Raw genomic sequence first — 20,480 nt, 5'->3', positions numbered from 1 at the left:
CCGCCTCCGCTCCCTCGCGGAGCCTATCTTCGGCAAGCGCCATCCCCCGAACCGCAATCCAGACGGCATCTCTCGGCACCAGGACCGTGACCCGCGCCTCGGCTCCCACTCCGACGCGGGCCGCCCAGACCGTCGATGACGACGAGGACGACGGCGAAGATTCGGAGGATGACAGTGGTGACGACGAGGACGATGAGGACGAAGACGACGAGGACGAAGATGACGAGGGCGAGGACGACGGTCCCGATGACGGGCCGGATATCGGCGATCCGGATGTTCCCGACGAGCCGGACACGCCGGATCAGCCCGACGTACCCGACCAGCCTACTCCTGAGCAACCCGGCCCCGGCGAACCGACACCGCCGGTTCCGCCCGTCGTTGAGCCTCAGCCCGAAACGCCGGTCGTCGAAGAGCCCGAGGACGAAGACGAGGATGAAGACGAGGAGGAAAGCGGATACCGCGACGTCACCTCCTTCGCCGTGAACTATCAGAAGGAGTTCGAGAACCTGACGTTCAGCGGCAGCGCCGCCGTCTTGAACGGCAACGGCTACGGTCCCGGCATCAAGGACTTCACCGCCTGGGTGACAGGTATCCAGATCGGCATTTCCGACTTCATGGTCGGGGGAGGTTTCGGGAAGTTCGACGGCTTCACCGGCCTGGACTGGCAATGGAATGTCGGCGCCACCTATGAAGCCGGCCCCTTCGGCATCGGCGCACAGTACGCCTGGGCACGGGACGTCAACGGCGATCACTCCTGGGCGGCCGGGGTCGGCGTCAACTACGTCCTGGCTCCAGGCCTGTCGCTCCAGGCCGACTACGTCCATTCCAAGGTCGGTTTCGAGCGGTCCGGCAACGTGAACACTTCCGATGTCGTCCTGGTCGGCCTTCAACTAAGCTTTTGATCCCGGATGTGAGGCGCTTCATAGCACCCCTGGCCAATCCGCCCGACGGTGAGGACCACACGGAAACTCCGGATCACGAGGCTTGGCATGGCGATGCTGCGGATGACATCGGTTCGGGAGGAAACCCCAGGCGGCGCCGAGGAAACCTTCAATGCCGTGCTGGTCTCCGCGATGGCCGGGTACGGGGCCATGGCGGTCGCCGCCGCTCGGGACGACGACGCCACCACGCTGGCGCGGGCGGTCGGGACGCGCATGGATGCGGCGGGCGCCGTCGTCATGGTCGCGATGGCGCACCCCGGAGCATCCCTACGCGACCTGATCGATCAGGTCGGCGTAACCGTCCGCCCCAAAGTCATTCCCATAGCCGCGTCCAAGTCCAGGGCGAAAAAGCATCGAACCGACGACCTTCCCAGCCCTGAATCATTGGCCTTGACCCTCCTGCAAGGAGAGGACGCCGGGCTTCTCATCGTCGCCGAGGCCCACGCCCTGGACCAGGAAGCGCTGGAAGACCTCCTGTCATTGTCCCAGGTGCATCTGGGAGACGGCCGAGCCTTGCAGGTGCTTTTGGCCGGAAACGACGATCTCAACGCCAATCTCGACCGCGCCAATGGTCAGGTCCGCGTCAAGCGGTGGACCCTGGAAGCCCGGCCCCAGCCGGCCACCCAAAAGGCAATCCCCGCTCCGAAGCCTCAGCCTCAGCCGATCCCGGTACAGCCGCCGTCACCCACCCTGTCACAAGCCCCGCCGCCTGCTGACCGGCGTCCCCGCCACCGCCACGCCGCGTTCGGCCTGCTGTTGACCGCCGCCGCCGCGACAGGATGGTTCGCCGCCGACCGTGCCCTAACCGAATACTCCGTTGCCGTTCCGGTGCCGCCCACGATCGAATCCCCGCTGGCCGAAGCCAGCGCCCAACCGGAACCCGAACCAGTTCCAGCCCCCATCGAGCCTCAAGCCGACATCCAGACCCCCGAACCACCCCCGGAGGTCCTGCTTTCGACCGACCACGGCCCCATGCCGACCTTGAACCCCGGCGATACCATCGTCGTCCAGGTCGAAACCAGCGCGGACAGGTTCGTCTACTGCTACTACATGGACAGCTTCCGGCAGGTATCCCGCATCTTCCCCAACCGCTTCCAGACCGACGCCTTCGTGCCGGCAGGGCAGCAGGTCGCGATCCCACCGGGTCCGGAAGCCGAACGCCCCTTCAACATCCGGCTCGACATGGCCGGCCGCCTCGAAGTCATCACCTGTCTGGCCTCATCGACCGCCATCGACCGGAGCGGGATCGACGGCGCCGACATTGACGACCTGACGCCCATTCCAGGGGTGGGATAGCAGGACATCTTCGACGCCTTCGGCAAGCTGGCCGGCACGGGTGCCCGCAGCCAGACCATGCCGATCAACGTCGTCGCCAGGGCGGCCGAACAGTAACCGGGTCGGATGCTACTGATCCGACAATCGGTCAGTAGTCCCAGAAGGCCGCTACCCAGCGAAAGGCATCGCCGTCGGCCGCCACCCGGCCGAGCGATGGGAACGGCAGGTGAGTGGCCACCAGCAGTTCGCCGGTCGCCGCCAGCTCCCGCAAAAGACGGACCCGAACGCGCGCCGCCTCTTCCGGGTCGTGTTCGAAACCGTTATGCCAGTCGGGCTGGTCGAACCCGACCGCGAACACGGCGTCGCCGGCGAACGTCAGCCCGTCGCCGCCGGACGCCAGGCGAACCACGCTGTGTCCGGGAGTGTGGCCGCCGGTGCGGCGGACGACCACCCCCGGCGCCACTTCGTGCTCCTCCTCGAATGTCCGCAGATGACCCTCGTACTCTTTAACGAACCGCTTGGCGGTCGACCGAAGCGCGTCCGGGAACCCCTGCGGCATGGAAGTGCGGGAGAAATCGGGCGACTCCCAAAAGTCGACCTCGGCGGCCGCCACGTGGACCCGCAGGTCCGGGCGCAGCCGCTCCTTTACTCCGTCGACGAGCAGCCCGCCGATATGGTCCATGTGCATGTGGGTAAGCACGACGTCGGTCACGGATGCCAGATCGACGCCGGCGGCCTCCAGCCGCATGACCAGCTGCCCGGCCCGAGGCAAGTTCAAGTTCGGGTCCAGCCCCAGCCCGCTGTCGATGAGTATGGTCTGCCCGCCGCTACGCACCACGACCACGTTCAGCGCCCAGTCGAAAGCGTCCTGCGGCAGGAACATGTCGCTCAGCCAGGCCGCCCGGACGGCTGGTTCCGCGTTGTGCGCCAACATCGCGGTTGGAAGTGGGAGCACCCCATCGCTGAGCACAAGCACGTCGATCTCGCCGATCCGCAGTGCGTAGCGCGACGGAACCAGCTCTTCGTGCCCCGGTCTGCCGGAGAGTGAGGCGTTGTCGAAGCTCAAGGTCGTTTCCTGCCGACCTTCGCTATTCCGACGGGGTTTATTCTTTTGGGCGAGGTAGTTCAGACGGTTTGTCATGGTCGTTCTCCGGTTGCTTGAGTCGAGGATCTCAGGCGAAAGCCGCTCTTCCGGCGCGGGAGCGACGGATCGCCCAGAGCGTGAGCGCGATGCCGATGAGTGCTGGCAGGGTGACGGCGGGAAAGTCGCGCGGTATGGCCGAGGGCGCGCAGATGCCGACTGCGACCTCCCACAGGTGGAACAGGGCGTGCGCGGACAGCCACAGAGTGGCGGCGGCCCAGAGGCCGATGCGGCGCTCCGGCCGCAGCAGGCCGACGATGAACGCGACGCCCAGGAACAGCTTGATGATCCCGATATCGCGGATGAAGTGCTGATTGAAGAAGCCGGTATCGGTCACGCCCGGCACGAAATCATACCAAACTTGCGGAGCGACGAGCATGAAGAGCCCGTTCGCGGAAAGAAAGATCGCGTTGAGCGTCGCCAAAGCGGTGACCGCGACCGGGGCACCTTCATGACGTAAGTTCGTTTTCACGATTAAATCCTTGCCGATGATCTGGCGTGCCATTCCTCGAACCTCGTCGGTCCGATGCGCGGATTCTGGTCCGGCGTCAGCGACTGGTCGTTCAGCACCGAGCCGAAGTAGCGCGCGTGGATGTCCGCGACGACCCGGCGGCCGTCCCCCTTCGCGGCCATGACCTCTCCAGCCAGCTTGTCGAGGGCGATCGGCTCTGGACCGGCCACCTCGACGGTGCCGTTCACCGGAGGTCCTGCCGCAAGTTCGGCCAGCGTGGCGGCGACGTCATCCGACGCGATGGGCTGCACGAGGGCGGGCGACAGGCGGATGACATCGCCGTCGGCGCCAGCCTCGACGATGCCGGCGATGAACTCGAAGAACTGCGTCGAGCGGAGGATCGTATAGGGAATTCCGGAGGCCTTGATCAGGTTCTCCTGCGCGACCTTGGCGCGGAAGTATCCATTCTCGGGAAGGCGATCGGCACCGACGACGGACAGTGCCACGTGATGCCCCACGCCTGCCGCGCTTTCCGCGGCGAGAAGGCTGCGGCCGGAGGTCTCGAAGAATTCCAGGACCCTCTTGTCCTCGAACGATGGCGAGTTCGCCACATCGACGACCACCTCAGCGCCGGCAAGCGCCTCGGACAACCCCTCGCCGGTGATGGTATCGACGCCGGAGCTGGGGGACGCCGCCACGACCTCATGCCCACTCTGACGAAGCCTGCCGACAAGCTTGGTCCCGATCAGGCCGCTGCCGCCGATAACGACGATCTTCATGCTTCGCTCCTCCTTTTGATATCGGCCACGTCCGTGGCGACTGATGAGCGGAGGATGCCTGGAATCTGGCCGGAAGACCTTGCGGCTTCCTTGAATTTCCATTGAGTTCAGCTTCAAAGATCGTCCAAATGGGCCGCTATTCCGGCACTGTCCGGACTACCAGCCTGCTGAGCGCCGAAATGCAATTCGTGTTTGGGGACTACCTGCTCGACCTTGACCGGCGGGAGCTCTCACGGGGCGCCGACGCGATCCCTATCGGACCGCAAGTCTTCGACCTGCTGGTCTATCTGGTGCGAAACCGCGAGCGCGTCGTCAGCAAGGATGGTCTGCTGGACGCGGTGTGGGATGGGCGGATCGTCTCTGAATCGACCCTGACCAGTCATATCAATGCGGTGCGTAAGGCCATTGGCGACAATGGTGAGGAACAGAGGCTGATCCGAACGGTCGCCCGGAAAGGATTCCGGTTCGTTGGAGACGTCCGGGAGATACGATCGTCGGACGGCTTCGGAGCATCGAGGACCGGAACTCTCAACTCGGATGAACCAACGGCACATGCCCTGGCCCTTCCCGACAAGCCTTCCATCGCCACCTTGCCGTTCCTGAATTTGAGCGGCGATCCGGAACAGGAGTATTTCGCCGACGGCATCGTCGAGGACATTATCTCGGCGCTATCCCGCATCGGCTGGCTGTTCGTCATCTCGCGAAACTCGAGCTTCACGTACAAAGGCCGGGCGGTTGACGTGAAACAGGTGGGCCGCGATCTGGGCGTGCGTTACGTGCTGGAAGGCAGCGTGCGCAAAGCGGCGCACCGCGTGCGCATCACAGGCCAGCTCATCGATGCGACAACGGGCGCGCATCTCTGGGCGGAGCGTTTCGAAAGCGCTCTAGACGATATCTTCGAGTTGCAGGATCAGGTGGCCGAGAGCGTCGTCGGCGCGATAGCACCGCAGCTGGAGCGGGCGGAGATCGACCGCGCGAAGCGGAAGCCGACCGAGAGCCTGGACGCCTACGACTACTATCTGCGCGGGATGGCGAACTTTCACCAGCGAACCAGGGAGGCTGTCACCCAGGCGCTGCCGTTGTTCCACAAGGCAACTGAGCTCGATCCGGACTTCGCCTCGGCCTATGGAATGGCGGCGTGGTGCCATTTCTGGCGCAAGATCAACGGATGGATGACCGATGCCGCTGATGAGGCCGCCGAGGGCGCCCGACTGGCCCGCCGGGCGGTGGAACTGGGCGTGAACGATGCGGTCGCCCTCACCAGAGGCGGTCACGCGCTCGGCCATTTCGGCGGCGACCTCGACGGCTGCATCGCACTGCTCGACAGGGCGCTGGTGCTCAACCCCAACCTGTCGGCCGCCTGGTATCTCGGCGGCTTCCAGCGGATTTCCCGAGGGGAACACGATGATGCCATCGGGCGCATCGCGCATGCCATGCGCCTGAGCCCCCTTGACCCGGAGATGGTACGAATGCAGGCGGGTACGGCGATGGCCCATTTGTTTGCCGGACGCTTCGACGCCGCATCGTCATGGGCGGAGAAAGCATTGAGAGACTTGCCGGGGTTCCTGCTGGTAGCCGGCATCATCGCGGCAAGCCATGCGCTCGCCGGCCGAACGGACGAGGCACGGCAGGCGTTGCGTCATCTGCGTGGGCTCGATCCGGAGCTGCGGATCTCCAATCTCAAGGACTGGGTTCTGCTCCGGCGGCCGGAAGATCTCGCCGTGTTCACGGAGGGCTTCCGTAAGGCAGGACTGCCGGAATGAAAGAACGCCGTCAAAGCGTCGCCAGCACCCCGCCATCGACGTAGATGATCTGCCCATTGACGAAGTCCGACGCGGAGGACGCCAGGAAGATGCACGCTCCCTGCAACTCCTCGACCCGTCCCCAGCGCCCCGCCGGCGTCCGCTTCTTCAGCCAGGTGTCGAACTCGACGTTGTCGATCAAAGCCTGATTGAGCGGCGTCGCGAAATAGCCGGGACCGATCGCGTTGATCTGCAAGCCGTGGCGCGCCCAGTCGGTACACATCCCCTTGGTCAGGTTCTTCACCGCCCCCTTGGCGGCGGTATAGGGCGCCACCGAATAGCGCGCGGCGTCGCTCATCAGGCTGCCGATGTTGATGATCTTGCCCCGGCCGCGCGGGATCATGGCGCGCGCCACCGCCTGCGAAACGTAGAAGACGCTGTCCAGGTTGGTGCGGATCACCTCATGCCACGTCTCCACCGCGAAGTCCTCCAGCGGCGCGCGACGCTGGATGCCGGCATTGTTGACCAGAATGTCGATCGGCCCGACATCCCGCTCGATGCCGGCGATCCCCTCCACGACGGCGCCATGGTCGGACACGTCGAACGCCGCCACCGCCACCTCGATCCCCTGCGCTTGCAAGCTTTCCGCAGCCTTGTCCAGCTTCCCCCGGTCACGCCCGTTCAGCACGACCGAAGCCCCGGCAAGACCCAATCCCTGCGCCAGGGCAAAACCGATCCCCTGACCCGACCCCGTCACCAGCGCACGGCGGCCTTTCAGGTCGAAAAGTGAAAGCGACATCTTTTCTCCTCCCTATGGTCTGATCTCATTCGTCCCATTGAAATGGGTACTAAAAAGCAATACCTTGCATCTACGACCCATTATGCTGGGACAGGCAGTAAAATGTGCGCGGCATCTCTGACCCTGCAAATCCATCACCACGGGAACTGGCACGATGCCGCCATCCTCGACATCCGGGAGCCCGATCGGGGAATTGCCGGAGTAACGGTCCTGTCCTGCGAAGCGGACTACTTCTTCGACTGGGGCGCCATTCCGTTTTCCGAAGACAGGCCGCTGGTGGACATTCATGCCCTGTCGGTCCAGGTCCCGGTCGATATGGAATACCGAAGCATTGGACACTGGCCGGCATTCCTGCTCGACCTGCTGCCCCAGGGACATGCAAGGCGGCGGCTCACCACCGAACTTGGGTTCACGTCGCCCGACGCCCCTGCGGTGGAGCTGCCGTTGCTGCTGCGTGGCGCCGGAAGCCCCATCGGCAACCTGCGTGTCCGCGAAGCTTGGGAGGCGGAACAGGAGCGCCTGAAGAGCCACAGCTTCAAAGGCCTGCAAACCGCAGAGATCCTCGATCGAAGCGACCGCTTTCTGGATGCCGCCGACCGGTTCGCCCTGATCGCATCCGGCTCCAGCGGCGTCCAGGGCGAATGGCCGAAGGTCCTGCTGACACAGGCCGCCGACGGTTTGTGGTATCCCGACCCCCTGGTGTCCGATAACGACGCGCGGGACCACGCCATAGTCAAGCTGAGCCGGGCACGCACCGCCGCCGACCTGCTGATCCTGGCGGCGGAAGCTCCGTATCTCGAAGTCGCCCGTGAATTCGGATTGCGAGTCGGCAGGCCGCTGACCTACGCCGACCACGTTCTGCTTATCCCGCGTTTCGACCGGCAGGTCCAAACCAAGGGCAATGCCACCGAGACCATCCGCCTTGGACAGGAAAGCATCGTCTCCGCCATTGGGGTAGCGCAGTTCGGCTATGTGGCCGCGCATGAGGAATACCTTGCGGCGATCAAGCGCTTCAGCACCGATCCGGCGGCTGAAACCGTCGAATACGTGCTGCGCGACGTCCTGAATCTGGCGATGGGCAATCCCGACAACCACGGGCGGAACACCGCTCTCCAGAAGGCGCCGGACGGCTGGATCGGGCTGACCCCGCTGTTCGACTTCACGCCCATGCGCCTCGACCCCGGCGGCATCATACGGCACACCAGATGGGCCTGCCTGAACCGCAACGATCTGGTGCCGGACTGGTCCATCGTCTGCGAGACCGCCGCCGACGGCGTGATGGAGCCGGAGGCGCTGCGGGCCATCCTCGCCGGCAAGGAACAGTTCGTCCGCGACCTGCCGGCTATCGCCCGGCGGCATAACGTCCCCGGCGACGTGATCGGGCAGGCGCTTGGCCGATGCGGTGAGATTGCCGACACCCTGGCAGCCCTGAAAGGGAAGGAGCACCGTCATGCCCCGGCTTAAGCGCATGACGCGGGAAGAAACGCTTGAAGCTCGGCGCCTGCTGGCGGAGCGGGCGGCAAGCGGCGATCTCCGCCTGCCCGAAGCGGTCACCGCCATCCGCCACACGCTGGGTATGACGCAGGAGCAGTTCGGCAAGGCGTTCCGGCTGACCCGCCGGCAGGTCAGCGACCTGGAGACGGGGGCCGGCAACCCGACGGCGGAAACCCTCAACCGGATCGCCAAACCTTTCGGCTTCGCCGTCGGGTTCGTCCCCCGTGCGCCCAAGCCGCCGGTCACCGGATAACCCTAATCTTACGACTTGCCGCCCTTGGCGCGCGCTACCTCCGCCGTCTCCGCCACGGGGGTCACCGCGCCGCGCCCGTCGAACCAGGAAACCAGATTGTCCACCACCAACTGGCCCATGGCGTTGCGGGTATGGACCGTTCCCGACGCCACGTGCGGCAGCAGGACCGTGTTCTCCAGCGCCATCAGTTCCGCCGGAACGTTGGGTTCGTCGGCGTAGACATCCAGGCCGGCGGCCTGGATCTTGTTCGATTTCAGCGCGTCGATCAGCGCCGCTTCATCGACCACGGTGCCGCGCCCGACATTGAGGAAGATGCCGTCAGGACCCAGCGCCTCGAACACCGCCGCACCGATCGTCTTTTCCGTCGCCTTGCCGCCGGGAATGACCGAGATCAGCACGTCGACCTGCCGCGCCAATTCGACCGGATCGGCGACATAAGGGTATTCGACGCCGTCCTGTTTGTGCCGGCCGTAATACGAGATCGGCAGGCCGAAGGCTTGCAGCCGCTTCGCGATAGCCTTGCCGATTCGCCCCAGGCCCAGGATGCCGATCTTGCGGTCGCGCAGCGACGAGGTCAGCGGGAAGGCGCCCGACGGCCACTTGCCGTCGCGCAGGTGACGCTCGGCGGCGGGGATGCGGCGGACGGTCGAGATCAGCAGGCCGATGGTCAGGTCGGCAACCTCGTCGGTCAGAACGTCGGGCGTGTTGGTGACGACGATGCCGTGGCCGCCGGCCCATTTGGCGTCGATCTGGTCATAGCCGACGCCGAAGGCGGCGACGATTTCCAGCGCCGGCAGCTTGCCCAGCAGGGTCTCGTTCACCGGCGAATGACCGCCGGCTGCTACTCCCCGGATTCGCGACCCGTTTTCCGCCAGCCATGCGTCCCGGTCGTTGATTTCCCAGAGTCGGTGGACCGTGAACAGTTTGGCGATCTGATCCGTGACGACCGGCAGCATAGGGGCGATCTGGAGAATTTCGGGACGAGCCATGGCTGATTCAGCACCTTATTATTTGAAGAACCGGGTAACATCCGGGTAGGTGCATAGAATGCCCTGTCCGTCAACCATCGGCAAGTTTCGTTCCAAATAAAAGCTGCTTTAATGTGGCAAAAAGTCGCGTTACCATCCGGCAAAGCCTCCAAACCAGAGAGGCGGCAAAAAGGGGGGAGATGAGCCCGTGGCGAACGACACGGAACTACCCGATCCAACGCGGCTCGACCTTATCAGGACCAAGCTGTTCACGGCCGTTCTCGGCGACGTCATGGACGCGCGCGGCTTGACCCGCCAGTTCCTGCCGCCGGAAATCCGCGCGCTCGATCCTGACATGGTGATCGCCGGCTACGCCATGCCGGTGCTGGAAGCGGACTGCTGCGGCGACGTGGAAGGGCAGAGGGACGGCCAGGGGGAAGGACAGGGCGGACGATCCAACCCGTTCGGCCTGATGCTCCGCGCACTCGACGAACTCAAGCAGGACGAAGTCTATATCTGCACCGGCGGCACGCCGCGCTACGCCCTTTGGGGCGAGCTGATGAGCACGCGGGCAAAAACGCTCGGCGCGGCGGGCGCCGTGGTCGATGGCTACCACCGCGACACCAACGGAATCCGGCGGCTGGGGTTTCCGGTCTTCTCCTACGGGTCCTACGCGCAGGACCAGCGGGTGCGCGGCCGCGTCATCGACTACCGCTGCCCGATTGAGTTCGCCAACGGCGCGCGAGTCGATCCCGGCGACGTGATTGTCGGCGATATCGACGGCGTGCTGGTGATTCCGCGCGCCCGCGCCGACGAGATCGTCTCCGCCGCCTTGGAGAAAGTGGAAGGCGAGGAAGCCGTCCGCCTGATGATCGAGCGGGGCGAAAGCACTGAAGCGATCTTCGGCAAGACCGGCATCATGTGAACGACCCGATACCCCGAAGTGGGGACCGGCAAGACTCACGATCCGACAAAAATGCCAACAAAAACGATAACGAAAGCGATGGGGAGGAAACGATGAAATCACTTATGGGAGCCGTCTTCGCGATCAGCGTGGCGGCGGCGGGGCAGGCATCGGCTCAGGAAGTCCTGAACGTGTCCTGGGTCAAGGGTTTCTACAAATCCGAAGACGACGCGCTTTACGAGGCGATCAAGAAGTTCGAGCAGAAGACCGGCGTCAAGGTCGAGCTGTCCCAGTATCCCGTCCAGGACATGATCCCGAAGACGGTCGCCTCGCTCGACAGCGGCACGCCGCCCGATGTCGCCTATGCCGACGTCTACGACTTCCAGGTCACCGGCAAATGGGCCTTCGAAGGCCGGCTCGAGGATGTCAGCGACATCATCGAGCCGATCAAGGACCGCTTCGCCCCCAATACGATCGAGACGACCTACCTGCTCAACGAAAAGACCGGCAAGCGCGCCTATTACGCCTATCCTATCAAGCAGCAGACGATGCATATCGAATACTGGATCGATATGCTGAATCAGGCCGGCTTCCAGGAAGCCGACATCCCGAAGACCTGGAAGGAATACTGGGCCTTCTGGTGCGGCAAGGTTCAGCCCGCCTACCGCAAGGCGTCCGGCCAGCGGGGCTACGGCATCGGTCAGCCGCTCGGCGTCGATGGCAGCGATTCCTTCTACTCGTTCCTGACCTTCGCCGACGCCTACAACGTCAAGATGGTCGATAACGACGGCAAGCTGCTGATCGACGATCCCAAGGTGAAGGAAGGGCTGACCGGCGCCCTCACCGACTATACCGAGCCCTACGTGAAAGGCTGCGTGCCGCCGTCGGAGACGAGCTGGAAGGACCCGGACAACAACGTCGCGTTCCACAACAAGACGACCGTCCTGACCCACAACGCGACGATCTCGATCGCCGCCAAGTGGCTGGATGACATGAACAACGCCACGCTCAACGACGAGCAGCGCGCGCAAGCCAAGAAGAATTATTACGAACTGATCCGCACGGCGGGTTTCCCGAGCAAGCCGGACGGCAGCAAGATGGTCTACCGCGCCGCCGTCAAAACAGGCGTCATCTTCTCCAACTCCAAGAACAAGGCGCGCGGCAAGGAATTCGTGAAGTTCCTGCTGGAGGAAGAGAACCTGACCCCCTACGTCGAGGGCTCGCTCGGCCGCTGGTTCCCTGTCACCAAGGAAGGCCAGGAACGCCCGTTCTGGAAAGCCGACCCGCATCGCCAGTCGGTCTACAATCAGTTCAAGGACGGCACCGTGACCTTCGAGTTCACCAAGAACTACAAGTTCACGATCCTCAACAACGAGAACATCTGGGCCAAGGCCGCCAACCGCGTCATCAACGAGAAGGTGCCGGTGGACAAGGCCGTGGACGAGATGCTGGCCCGCATCAAGGCCGTCGCCGGCTAGCCGCACGGGATAGTAGAAGCGACCTCCGGCCGCTTGCAGTAAAGCGGCCGGAGGCCGCTTCTACCTAACAGGCGAATAAACCGGTTTCCAATGAGACAAGAACGGCGGATCCGATGGATACTCTGACGGTTTCCGACACGGACACGGAGGCCCCGCCCAAGCGGCGGGGCTGGTCGCAGACCCGCATCTGGGGCACCATCTTCCTGGTGCCCTACGTCCTGGTCTTCCTGTTCTTCGTGGTCTATCCCGTCTGCTACGGGTTCTGGCTGGCGCGCGACCCGCAGACCTATGTCCAGCTGTTCGAAGACCCGATTTTCATCCGGTCGATCTTCAACACGCTGTTCTTCCTGCTGGTCGGCGTCAACCTGAAGATGCTCGTGGCGCTGCTGCTGTCGGGCTTCTTCCTGCACGACCGCATCTGGATACGTTGGCTGTCGCTGATCTTCATCCTGCCCTGGGCGGTGCCGTCGATCCCGACGATCCTGTCGGTCCGCTTCATGCTCAACCCCGAATGGGGCATCGTCAACCAGCTCATCTTCAAGCTGACGGCGGAAGACGGGCCGAACTGGCTGAACGATCCCACATTAGGCCTGACCTTCTCGGTGCTGGTCCATATCTGGAAGAGCCTGCCGTTCTGGACGCTGATCCTGCTGTCCGGCCGGCTCGCGATCTCCAAGGACATGTACGAGGCGGCGTCGGTCGACGGCGCAAGCTCGATCCAGCAGTTCCGCTTCGTCACGTGGCCGTCGATGAAGACGCTCTACGTGACCTGCACGCTCCTGTCGATGATCTGGACGCTCGGCGACTTCAACAGCGTCTATCTGCTGACGGGCGGCGGTCCGGCCGACCTTACCCATGTGCTGGCGACGCTCGGCATCCGCTACCTGCGGCTCGATCAGGTCAACCTGTCGATGGCGGCGATCGTCTCGGCGCTGCCGCTGGTGCTCCCGCTCGTGTACTTCATGATGAGGCGGCTGTCCAAATGACAACACGATCCATGGGACGACCGTTAGTCAGGATCGCGGGCGAGGCGAAACTCCTCCTGATCGGAATCCCGGTCCTGCTCTGGACCCTGCTGCCGATCTACCACCTGCTGCTGTTCGCGATCTCGCCGCGCGACGCCGCTTTCTCCGGCAATCTCTGGCCGGAGAATCCGACGCTCCGCAACTTCGAGATCGTGCTGAAGCAGGACCACTACTTCCTAATCCACTTCTGGGAACAGCTCGCCAATTCCCTGATCGTCGCCGTCTCGACCGGCTTCCTGACCCTGCTGATCGCAACCTTTGCCGCCTTCGCGATCAGCAGGCTCCGGGTGGAAGGCGGGCGCACCGTCATGAACTTGGCGCTCTTCACCTACTTCATCCCCGCCGCCTTCCTGGCGGTGCCGATGTACCGCACGATGGGCATCTACGGACTGCTCAACAGCAAGTGGGCCTTGATCCTCGCCATGGTCACGGTGGCGTCGCCCTACGCGATCTGGGTGCTGAAGCAGGCATCGGACAAGCTGCCCTACGAGCTGGACGAGGCGGCCGTCGTGGATGGCGCGTCGCCCCTCCAGCTCTTCTGGATGGTCTACCTGCCGCTGATGAAGCCGTCGCTGGTGGCGGTCGGGACCTACGCCCTGCTGCTCGCCTGGAACGAATACCTCTACGCCTTCCTGCTGCTGTCCCGCGACACCGAGATCACGCTGCCGGTGGCGCTCGGCAACTTCCTGGCCGCAGACGATTCCCCGTGGGAGCTACTGATGACGACCGGCCTGATCTACGCGCTGCCCCCGGCGGCGATCTACTACGCCTTCAAACGCTACATGGTCTCGGGCCTGACCGCCGGTGCGGTAAAGAGCTGAACAGTGGAAGGATTCAAGCATGGCCTCGGTTGAGATCAGGGACGTCCGCAAGGCCTATGGCAACGCGCAGGTCCTTCACGGCGTATCGGTGGACATCCAGGACGGCGAGTTCGTCATTCTGGTAGGCCCATCCGGCTGCGGAAAATCGACGCTGCTCCGCATGCTCGCCGGGCTGGAAAGCATCACCGGCGGCGAGATCCGCATCGGCCCTCGGGTGGTCAACGACATCCCTCCCAAGGAACGGGACATCGCGATGGTGTTCCAGAACTACGCCCTCTATCCCCACATGACGGTCGCGGAGAACATGGCGTTCTCGATGCGGCTGCGCCGGGCCAAGAAGTCCGATATCGAGGTCCGGGTCAACCGCGCCGCCGATATCTTAGGGTTGACCAAGCTGCTCGGCCGCTATCCCAAGGAACTGTCCGGCGGCCAGCGCCAGCGCGTCGCCATGGGCCGCGCCATCGTCCGCGACCCCAAGGTCTTCCTGTTCGACGAACCGCTGTCCAACCTGGACGCCAAGCTGCGCGTCGCCATGCGCGCCGAGATCAAGGAACTGCACCAGCGGCTCCGGACCACGACGGTCTACGTCACCCATGACCAGATCGAGGCCATGACCATGGCCGACAAGATCGTGGTGATGCGCGACGGCATCGTGGAGCAGATGGGCGCACCCCTCGACCTCTACGACAGGCCGGGCAACCTCTTCGTCGCCGGCTTCATCGGCTCCCCCGCGATGAACCTGCTGGAAGGCGCCATCGAAGGCGGCGCCTTCGTGACCAAGGGCGGCCTGCACCTGCCGCTGCCGGCAAACCATGCCTCGGCCCCGGCCAACCGTCCCCTCGTCTACGGCCTCCGCCCCGAACACATCACGCTCAGCGACACGCTCAGCGACGGCGGCGTGCCGGTGGAGGTCGTGGTGGTCGAACCGACCGGCTCGGAAACCCTGATCGTGGTCAAGGGCGGGCATACCGAATTCGATTGCCTGTTCCGCAGCCGCATCCATCCCAAGCCGGGCGAAACCCTCCGCATCCAGCCGGACATCGCCCATGTCCACCTGTTCGACGCCGAGAGCGGGCGCAGGCTGGAATAATACCAAGAGCCGGAGAGGTTGACCTGTGAGAATACTTCTGCCGCGTAGGTCGGTCTAAAGCGAAGCGGCAGCCGACAAGCAGGCGCGTCTATGTCGGCTGCCGCTTCGCTTTAGACCGACCTACGGCATGAGCGTCTTCACCAGTCAACTTCTTCGGCCCTTGGAATAAAAGCTCCCGAGTAAACGGAAAGTACAATGGCGAAACTTACTTCGATCGAACCCGGATTCTACCGCATCCCGCTGCCCACGGTGCTGACCGACAGCACCCACGGCGAAATGAAGGCGTTCGAACTCAACACCGTCCGCCTGCGCGACGCCGACGGGGCGGAGGGAACCGGCTACACCTTTACCGTGGGCCGCAACGGCGGCGCCATCGATTCCGTGCTGACGCGCGAGATGACCGAGTTGATGGCCGGCGAGGACGCCGACACCATCGAGCGCCTGTGGCTCAAGGCATGGTGGGCGCTCCACTACGGCGGCAGAGGCGGCCCCACCGTCCTCGCCCTCTCCGCCTTCGACATGGCGCTGTGGGACCTCAAGGCCCGCCGCGCCAACCTGCCGCTGTGGCGGCTGCTCGGCGGCTACGACCCGCGCGTGCCCTGCTACGCCGGCGGCATCGACCTCGACCTGCCCCTGGAAGACCTGCTGCGCCAGACCGACGGCAACCTCGCCAAGGGCTTCCGCGCGATCAAGATGAAGGTCGGACGCAAGAACCTGTTCGAGGATGTCGAGCGCGTCGCCGCCATGCGCCAGCACCTTGGCCAGGGCTTCCCCCTGATGGTCGACGCCAACATGAAATGGGGCGTGGACGAAGCGATCCGCGCCGCCCGCGCCCTCCAGCCCTTCGACCTGACATGGCTGGAAGAACCGACCATCCCCGACGACCCGGCAGGCCACGCCCGCATCGTCCGCGAAGGCGGCCTCCCCATAGCGGCCGGCGAGAACCTGCGCACCCTGTGGGAGTTCAAGCTCTACATAGCCGGCGGCGGCGTGACCTATCCGGAACCCGACGTCACCAACTGCGGCGGCGTCACACCCTTCATGAAGATCGCCCATCTGGCCGAAGCCTTCAACCTGCCTGTAACCAGCCACGGCGCCCACGACGTGACGGTCCACCTGCTGGCCGCCTGTCCCAACCGCTCCTACCTGGAAGCCCACGGTTTTGGGCTGGAGCGCTATATCGCGGAACCGCTCCGGATCGAAGATGGCGTCGCCCTGGCGCCGGAACGGCCGGGACACGGGATCGAGTTCGATTGGAAGGGGCTGGAGAAGATCCGGGCTTGATCTTTCGGCCGTTGCCGAAGTTCGTTCGATGGGCAATGGTGCCGGAAGCATCCGACCACCTGGAAGTTCCGCACCATGCCTCACCGCACGCCATCCACCTTCGACCCGGCCAAAGCCGGCTGGGAGCGTCTGCCCGACGCCGGCTTCCTCGATCTGGTCGGCCCTCTCTGGCGGAAGCGGGACGAACAGGGCCTCGCCTTCGGCTTCCGGGCGGAACCCAAGCACGCTAACCTGATCGACGTCGTCCAAGGCGGCATGCTGATGACGTTCGGCGACCGGGCACTCGGCATCGCCGCTTGGGAAGCGGCGCAGACCAGGGTCTGCGTCACCATCCAGTTCGACATGCAGTTCATCGGAGCCGGCGAGATCGGCGACTTCATCGAGATCCGGCCGGAAGTGATCAGGAAGACGCAGACGCTCGTCTTCCTGCGCGGCATGCTGATGGTCGGCACCCGGGTCGTGTCCTCGGCCAATGGCGTCTGGAAGATACTGGACCGCCCGCAGCCGCAGCCCCAAGACCGGTAAGAATCAGCGGCCCCTGTCGACCGAGCGTGCCCAATGCAAGGCGGTTACAGCCAGATTTGCATTCTGGCTATAACCAGGGACGCTCATGCTTGTCGCCAAGCCAGTAAAGTGGTTATGATGGTTACAGCCAGACTTGAATTCTGGCTGTAACCATGCTGAAAGCGGAGGACTGCCGTGGTTGAACGCCTGACCATGCCGATCCAGACGCTTTACGCCGAACTGATCGACAGGTGCGGGATTGCGGCTTTCGATGCCGACTTTCCGCCTAATGGCGGCTTCTACAAAACATCGATCAAAGGGCGCGACTACTGGTACTTCCGCGAAAGTCCCGACAGCAGTGGACATCGTCGGCAGAAATATGCCGGACCCGATGGTCCGGAGATTCGCGAGCTTATCGCGAAGCATGGAAAAACAAAGAATGCCTACAAAGAACGCCGGCAGTTGATCGCTGCCTTGCGGAGATCGGGGATCGCCGTCCCGCCCGATGAGACGGGTGAAATCCTGGAAGCCCTGTCCCGTGCCGGCGTGTTCCGGCTGCGCGCTTGTCTTGTCGGAACCGTCGCATTTTAAACATTTGGCGGACTGCTCGGCGTCAAGCTACCGGGAGCGATCGTTCAGACCGGAGATATAGATATTGCTCAATTCAGGTCGATATCGGTGGCGATCGCTGACGATGATCAGACCGAACCGCTGCTCGACATCCTTCGCGGTATCGACTCCAGCTTCCAGCCTGTTCCCTATGCCACGGATGCCCGCCTGCACATGGCTTACAGGAACGACAACGAGTATCGCGTGGAAGTGTTGACTCCGAACAGGGGGCCTGATCAGGAAGCGCCCGTCGACTTACCGGCTCTCCAGGCGCAAGCTCAGCCGTTTCGCTCCCTTGACTTCCTGATCTATGACGCAATACCAGCCGTCGTGCTTCATGGCGGCGGCGTCCTGGTCAATGTCCCCAGACCTGAACGATATGCCCTTCACAAACTGATCGTCAGTCAGCGTCGCCGGGAAAGCGCCGCGAAAGTCGATAAGGATCTGCAACAGGCCGAAGTCCTGCTCGACGTGCTGGCTGACCGCCGCAAGGCGGATCTGTGCGATGCTTGGGAGGAACTGTGCGGTCGTGGTCCGAAATGGCGGTTTCTCGCAGCCAACGGAATGGCCGCAATCGACGAGGAAATCCGCAAGAAGGTCGTCAGGGTCGTTCAAGACGATTTGTCGGCTGAGAAGGCGAAAGACGGACCTGCGGACGCCTCCGCCACTTGAGACCGGAAGTCGCTGGCCCGTATTCCTCCGTGCGGCAGTTTAAACGACCAATCGGATTCTCTTGACGTTGGCTACGGACTCATCAGCTCCGGTAATGACCGTTACGCGCGTCACCGCCCATCCGGCGTCCCGGCCTGACGATGGCAGCCGTGGTCAGCAGGGCGGCCAGCGCCAACCCCGTTCCCATGAACACCAGCGAGCCAGACGACGGCTGCTGCGATAATGCCTGGCGCCGGGCGGCCTTCGGCTCGCTCATCCGGCGATGGACCTGCGCCAGCATCGGGTCGGACATCAGGTTGGTGGCGGCGCCTTGGACCTTGGTCTTCAGGGTCTCGGCGATCACGTGATGACGGTCCGCCATCAGCGCTTCGAAGCCCTGGCGTGCGACTTCGGCGGGATCGTCCTTCGCGCCGTCGCCGACCGGCGTCCCGTCCATGCCGGCCCGGTGGAAGAAGTCGGTGTCGGTCGGGCCGGGCAGCAGCGCCGTGACGACGATCCCCTTTGGCGCCATCTCGTTCCGCAGCGCCTCGGCGAACGACCTTATGAACATCTTCGACGCCGAGTAGACGGCTTCGAACGGCCCCGGCATCAGCGCCGAAATCGACGATGTGAACAGGATCCTGCCGCTGCCGCGCGCGGCCATATCGCGGACGATCAGCTTGGTCAGGTGTACCTGGCTACGGACGTCGAGGTCGATCAGACGCAGCTCGGCATCGAGATCGGTCTGGCTGAAGTCGCCGCCCCCGACGCCGACGCCGGCATTGGCGCAGAACGCATCGACCGGGCGGCCGATCCCGCGGACGCGCTCGTAGAAGCGTTCGACGCCGTCCGGCTGCGCCAGATCCGCCGGGGCCGTCCAGACCTGCCGGCCGGTTTCCCGCCGGAGCAGGGCCGCGGCGCCTCCGAGCTTCGGGGAATCCTGGCCGCCGATCACAAGGTCGTAGCCGTGGCGGCCAAACTGCCGGGCCAATTCCAGACCGATGCCACTCGAACCACCGGTAATCACGGCAAGCCGCTGCGCGTTCATTCGTATCTCCCACGACGTATTCGATCAAACGGACGAATGACGGCATCAACAGGTTAACGGCGGCGGCGTTTCAAAGAATTGACGGCCCCGGCGATAAAGTGTCAGATAGCGAAGTACTCATCAGGCCGATGTGGGAACAAAGCCATGCTGACCATGGGTGATGTGACGCGCCGAACCTATGAACAGAGACTCGACAAACTGCAAGCTATCGCCGCGCGTTTGTCAGGTGAACTGGTGATGGCGAGCGGTCACGACCCCAAGGCGGCGGAACGCCTTCATCGCAACCTTGAAGCCGTCGAGACGGAGATTGAGCTTTTGCTTGAAGCTCTCGGCGTTACCGACGAGATCGAACCCCAGTAGACCGCGGCACGTCCTCCGCGATCCCCGCTCACCCGACCCTTCCGAAATATTTGAAAGTGTTGCGGTACTCGGTGGCTTCCCCCACCGGGACGCCCCGCCTAACACTTGTTCCGGACGCGGAACGACAGAAACCCGCGCCGAAAAACAATAAATCCTTCGGGAGAGGAACGTCATATGTCGGACCGGTCGGCACGACGAGAGCGCGGAACGGGTCGGATCGCCGATCCGGCCCAAAACCATTCGGACCAGAAGCCTTCGGCGATCCATCCAGTGGACGCCATGCTGCCTCCGTGGCAGATGTTTACCGTCGCCCTTCAGCATGTCCTCGTCATGTATGCGGGTGCGATCGCGGTGCCGCTGATCATCGGCGCGGCCCTCAAGCTTCCCAAGGACCAGATCGCCTTCCTGATCAGCGCCGATCTGTTCGCCGTGGGCATCGCTACGCTGATCCAAAGCGTCGGCGTCTGGAAGTTCGGCATCCGGCTGCCGGTCATGATGGGCGTGACCTTCGCCGCCGTCGGTCCGATGGTCGCCATGGCCAATGCCGGCACCGGTCTGCCGACCATCCTGGGGGCGGTCATGGCGTCCGGCCTGTTCACGGTGCTGGTGGCGCCGTTCTTCAGCAGGATGCTGCGCTTCTTCCCACCCGTCGTCACCGGCACGATCATCACCGCCATCGGCATCACGCTGTTGCAGGTCGGCATCAACTGGGCCGGAGGGGGCAGGGGAGTGGCCGACTTCGGAGCACCCCGCTATCTGACCGTCGCTTTCCTGGTGCTGGTCTCGATCGTGCTCATCAACCGGTTCTTCAAAGGCTTCTGGTCCAACGTCTCCGTCCTGCTCGGGCTGATCATCGGGTTCGC

Annotated in this window: 22 protein-coding genes; 16 read left to right on the top strand and 6 right to left on the bottom strand. The window is 63.9% G+C overall.

Annotated features, from left to right (window positions below; genetic code table 11):
- Both AC5JJ6_RS13380 and AC5JJ6_RS13375 read left to right on the top strand, forming a co-directional pair.
- A partial coding sequence (locus AC5JJ6_RS13380) for a porin (protein ID WP_496042520.1) occupies nt 1-902 on the top strand: 902 nt, incomplete at its 5' end.
- Nucleotides 903-989: 87 nt separating this feature from the next.
- The gene (locus tag AC5JJ6_RS13375) at nt 990-2,237 is read left to right on the top strand and encodes a DUF4384 domain-containing protein (RefSeq protein WP_496042519.1); all 1,248 of its coding nucleotides are present in this window, start codon (nt 990-992) and stop codon (nt 2,235-2,237) included.
- A 127-nt stretch (nt 2,238-2,364) separates the two neighbouring features.
- On the opposite strand, the gene AC5JJ6_RS13370 is transcribed toward AC5JJ6_RS13375, so the two are convergent.
- The 3 genes from AC5JJ6_RS13370 to AC5JJ6_RS13360 all read right to left on the bottom strand — a co-directional run bounded on the left by AC5JJ6_RS13370 (nt 2,365) and on the right by AC5JJ6_RS13360 (nt 4,587).
- Nucleotides 2,365-3,282, bottom strand: coding sequence for an MBL fold metallo-hydrolase (locus tag AC5JJ6_RS13370; protein ID WP_496042518.1), 918 nt, complete (start codon nt 3,280-3,282; stop codon nt 2,365-2,367).
- A 106-nt stretch (nt 3,283-3,388) separates the two neighbouring features.
- Nucleotides 3,389-3,862, bottom strand: a complete 474-nt coding sequence (locus AC5JJ6_RS13365; RefSeq protein ID WP_496042517.1) for a hypothetical protein — start codon at nt 3,860-3,862, stop codon at nt 3,389-3,391.
- The gene (locus AC5JJ6_RS13360; RefSeq protein WP_496042516.1) at nt 3,832-4,587 is read right to left on the bottom strand and encodes an SDR family oxidoreductase; all 756 of its coding nucleotides are present in this window, start codon (nt 4,585-4,587) and stop codon (nt 3,832-3,834) included. Before AC5JJ6_RS13360 ends, AC5JJ6_RS13365 begins: the two co-directional genes overlap by 31 nt.
- Before the next feature lie 128 nt (nt 4,588-4,715).
- Here AC5JJ6_RS13360 and AC5JJ6_RS13355 point away from each other — a divergent pair, with 128 nt between their 5' ends.
- Complete coding sequence (locus AC5JJ6_RS13355) at nt 4,716-6,350, top strand: winged helix-turn-helix domain-containing tetratricopeptide repeat protein (RefSeq protein ID WP_496042515.1); 1,635 nt, start codon at nt 4,716-4,718, stop codon at nt 6,348-6,350.
- Nucleotides 6,351-6,360: 10 nt separating this feature from the next.
- On the opposite strand, the gene AC5JJ6_RS13350 is transcribed toward AC5JJ6_RS13355, so the two are convergent.
- Entirely contained in the window at nt 6,361-7,128 is a 768-nt protein-coding gene (locus tag AC5JJ6_RS13350; RefSeq protein WP_496042514.1) for an SDR family oxidoreductase, read from the bottom strand.
- A 102-nt stretch (nt 7,129-7,230) separates the two neighbouring features.
- Between AC5JJ6_RS13350 and AC5JJ6_RS13345 the strand changes: the two genes are divergently transcribed.
- Both AC5JJ6_RS13345 and AC5JJ6_RS13340 read left to right on the top strand, forming a co-directional pair.
- On the top strand, nt 7,231-8,592 hold the full coding sequence (locus AC5JJ6_RS13345) for a type II toxin-antitoxin system HipA family toxin (RefSeq protein ID WP_496042513.1): 1,362 nt from the start codon (nt 7,231-7,233) through the stop codon (nt 8,590-8,592).
- Nucleotides 8,579-8,875 (top strand): helix-turn-helix transcriptional regulator, encoded by a 297-nt coding sequence (locus AC5JJ6_RS13340; protein ID WP_496042512.1) that lies wholly within the window; start codon nt 8,579-8,581, stop codon nt 8,873-8,875. Before AC5JJ6_RS13345 ends, AC5JJ6_RS13340 begins: the two co-directional genes overlap by 14 nt.
- An 8-nt stretch (nt 8,876-8,883) precedes the next feature.
- Here the strand turns inward: AC5JJ6_RS13340 and AC5JJ6_RS13335 are convergent, their stop codons facing one another.
- Entirely contained in the window at nt 8,884-9,864 is a 981-nt protein-coding gene (locus AC5JJ6_RS13335; protein ID WP_496042511.1) for a 2-hydroxyacid dehydrogenase, read from the bottom strand.
- A 187-nt stretch (nt 9,865-10,051) separates the two neighbouring features.
- Between AC5JJ6_RS13335 and AC5JJ6_RS13330 the strand changes: the two genes are divergently transcribed.
- The 9 genes from AC5JJ6_RS13330 to AC5JJ6_RS13290 all read left to right on the top strand — a co-directional run bounded on the left by AC5JJ6_RS13330 (nt 10,052) and on the right by AC5JJ6_RS13290 (nt 18,230).
- Nucleotides 10,052-10,768, top strand: a complete 717-nt coding sequence (locus tag AC5JJ6_RS13330) for an RraA family protein (RefSeq protein ID WP_496042510.1) — start codon at nt 10,052-10,054, stop codon at nt 10,766-10,768.
- A gap of 92 nt (nt 10,769-10,860) precedes the next feature.
- Entirely contained in the window at nt 10,861-12,225 is a 1,365-nt protein-coding gene (locus AC5JJ6_RS13325; protein ID WP_496042509.1) for an ABC transporter substrate-binding protein, read from the top strand.
- A gap of 113 nt (nt 12,226-12,338) precedes the next feature.
- Nucleotides 12,339-13,211 carry a carbohydrate ABC transporter permease gene (locus tag AC5JJ6_RS13320; RefSeq protein WP_496042508.1) on the top strand — a complete coding sequence of 291 codons (873 nt, stop codon included), beginning with the start codon at nt 12,339-12,341 and terminating at the stop codon, nt 13,209-13,211.
- A gap of 11 nt (nt 13,212-13,222) precedes the next feature.
- Nucleotides 13,223-14,071, top strand: a complete 849-nt coding sequence (locus AC5JJ6_RS13315) for a carbohydrate ABC transporter permease (protein WP_496042507.1) — start codon at nt 13,223-13,225, stop codon at nt 14,069-14,071.
- 19 nt (nt 14,072-14,090) lie between these two features.
- Complete coding sequence (locus tag AC5JJ6_RS13310) at nt 14,091-15,161, top strand: ABC transporter ATP-binding protein (protein ID WP_496042506.1); 1,071 nt, start codon at nt 14,091-14,093, stop codon at nt 15,159-15,161.
- Between the two features lie 195 nt (nt 15,162-15,356).
- Nucleotides 15,357-16,445 carry a mandelate racemase/muconate lactonizing enzyme family protein gene (locus AC5JJ6_RS13305; RefSeq protein WP_496042505.1) on the top strand — a complete coding sequence of 363 codons (1,089 nt, stop codon included), beginning with the start codon at nt 15,357-15,359 and terminating at the stop codon, nt 16,443-16,445.
- A gap of 75 nt (nt 16,446-16,520) precedes the next feature.
- Nucleotides 16,521-16,970, top strand: a complete 450-nt coding sequence (locus AC5JJ6_RS13300) for a PaaI family thioesterase (RefSeq protein WP_496042504.1) — start codon at nt 16,521-16,523, stop codon at nt 16,968-16,970.
- Nucleotides 16,971-17,144: 174 nt separating this feature from the next.
- Complete coding sequence (locus AC5JJ6_RS13295; protein ID WP_496042503.1) at nt 17,145-17,540, top strand: nucleotidyltransferase family protein; 396 nt, start codon at nt 17,145-17,147, stop codon at nt 17,538-17,540.
- A gap of 12 nt (nt 17,541-17,552) precedes the next feature.
- Nucleotides 17,553-18,230: a GSU2403 family nucleotidyltransferase fold protein gene (locus AC5JJ6_RS13290; protein ID WP_496042521.1), complete on the top strand. Its 678-nt coding sequence runs from the start codon at nt 17,553-17,555 to the stop codon at nt 18,228-18,230.
- 82 nt (nt 18,231-18,312) lie between these two features.
- Here AC5JJ6_RS13290 and AC5JJ6_RS13285 read toward each other — a convergent pair whose 3' ends face one another.
- Nucleotides 18,313-19,257 carry an SDR family NAD(P)-dependent oxidoreductase gene (locus AC5JJ6_RS13285; RefSeq protein WP_496042502.1) on the bottom strand — a complete coding sequence of 315 codons (945 nt, stop codon included), beginning with the start codon at nt 19,255-19,257 and terminating at the stop codon, nt 18,313-18,315.
- Nucleotides 19,258-19,401: 144 nt separating this feature from the next.
- On the opposite strand from AC5JJ6_RS13285, the gene AC5JJ6_RS13280 reads away from it, so the two are divergent.
- Nucleotides 19,402-19,617, top strand: coding sequence for a hypothetical protein (locus AC5JJ6_RS13280; RefSeq protein WP_496042501.1), 216 nt, complete (start codon nt 19,402-19,404; stop codon nt 19,615-19,617).
- 174 nt (nt 19,618-19,791) lie between these two features.
- On the top strand, nt 19,792-20,480 hold a 689-nt coding region (locus AC5JJ6_RS13275), incomplete at its 3' end, for a solute carrier family 23 protein (RefSeq protein ID WP_496042500.1).

It is taken from the genome of Skermanella sp., assembly GCF_059503625.1.
This window is presented reverse-complemented; position numbering and strand designations above follow the sequence as displayed.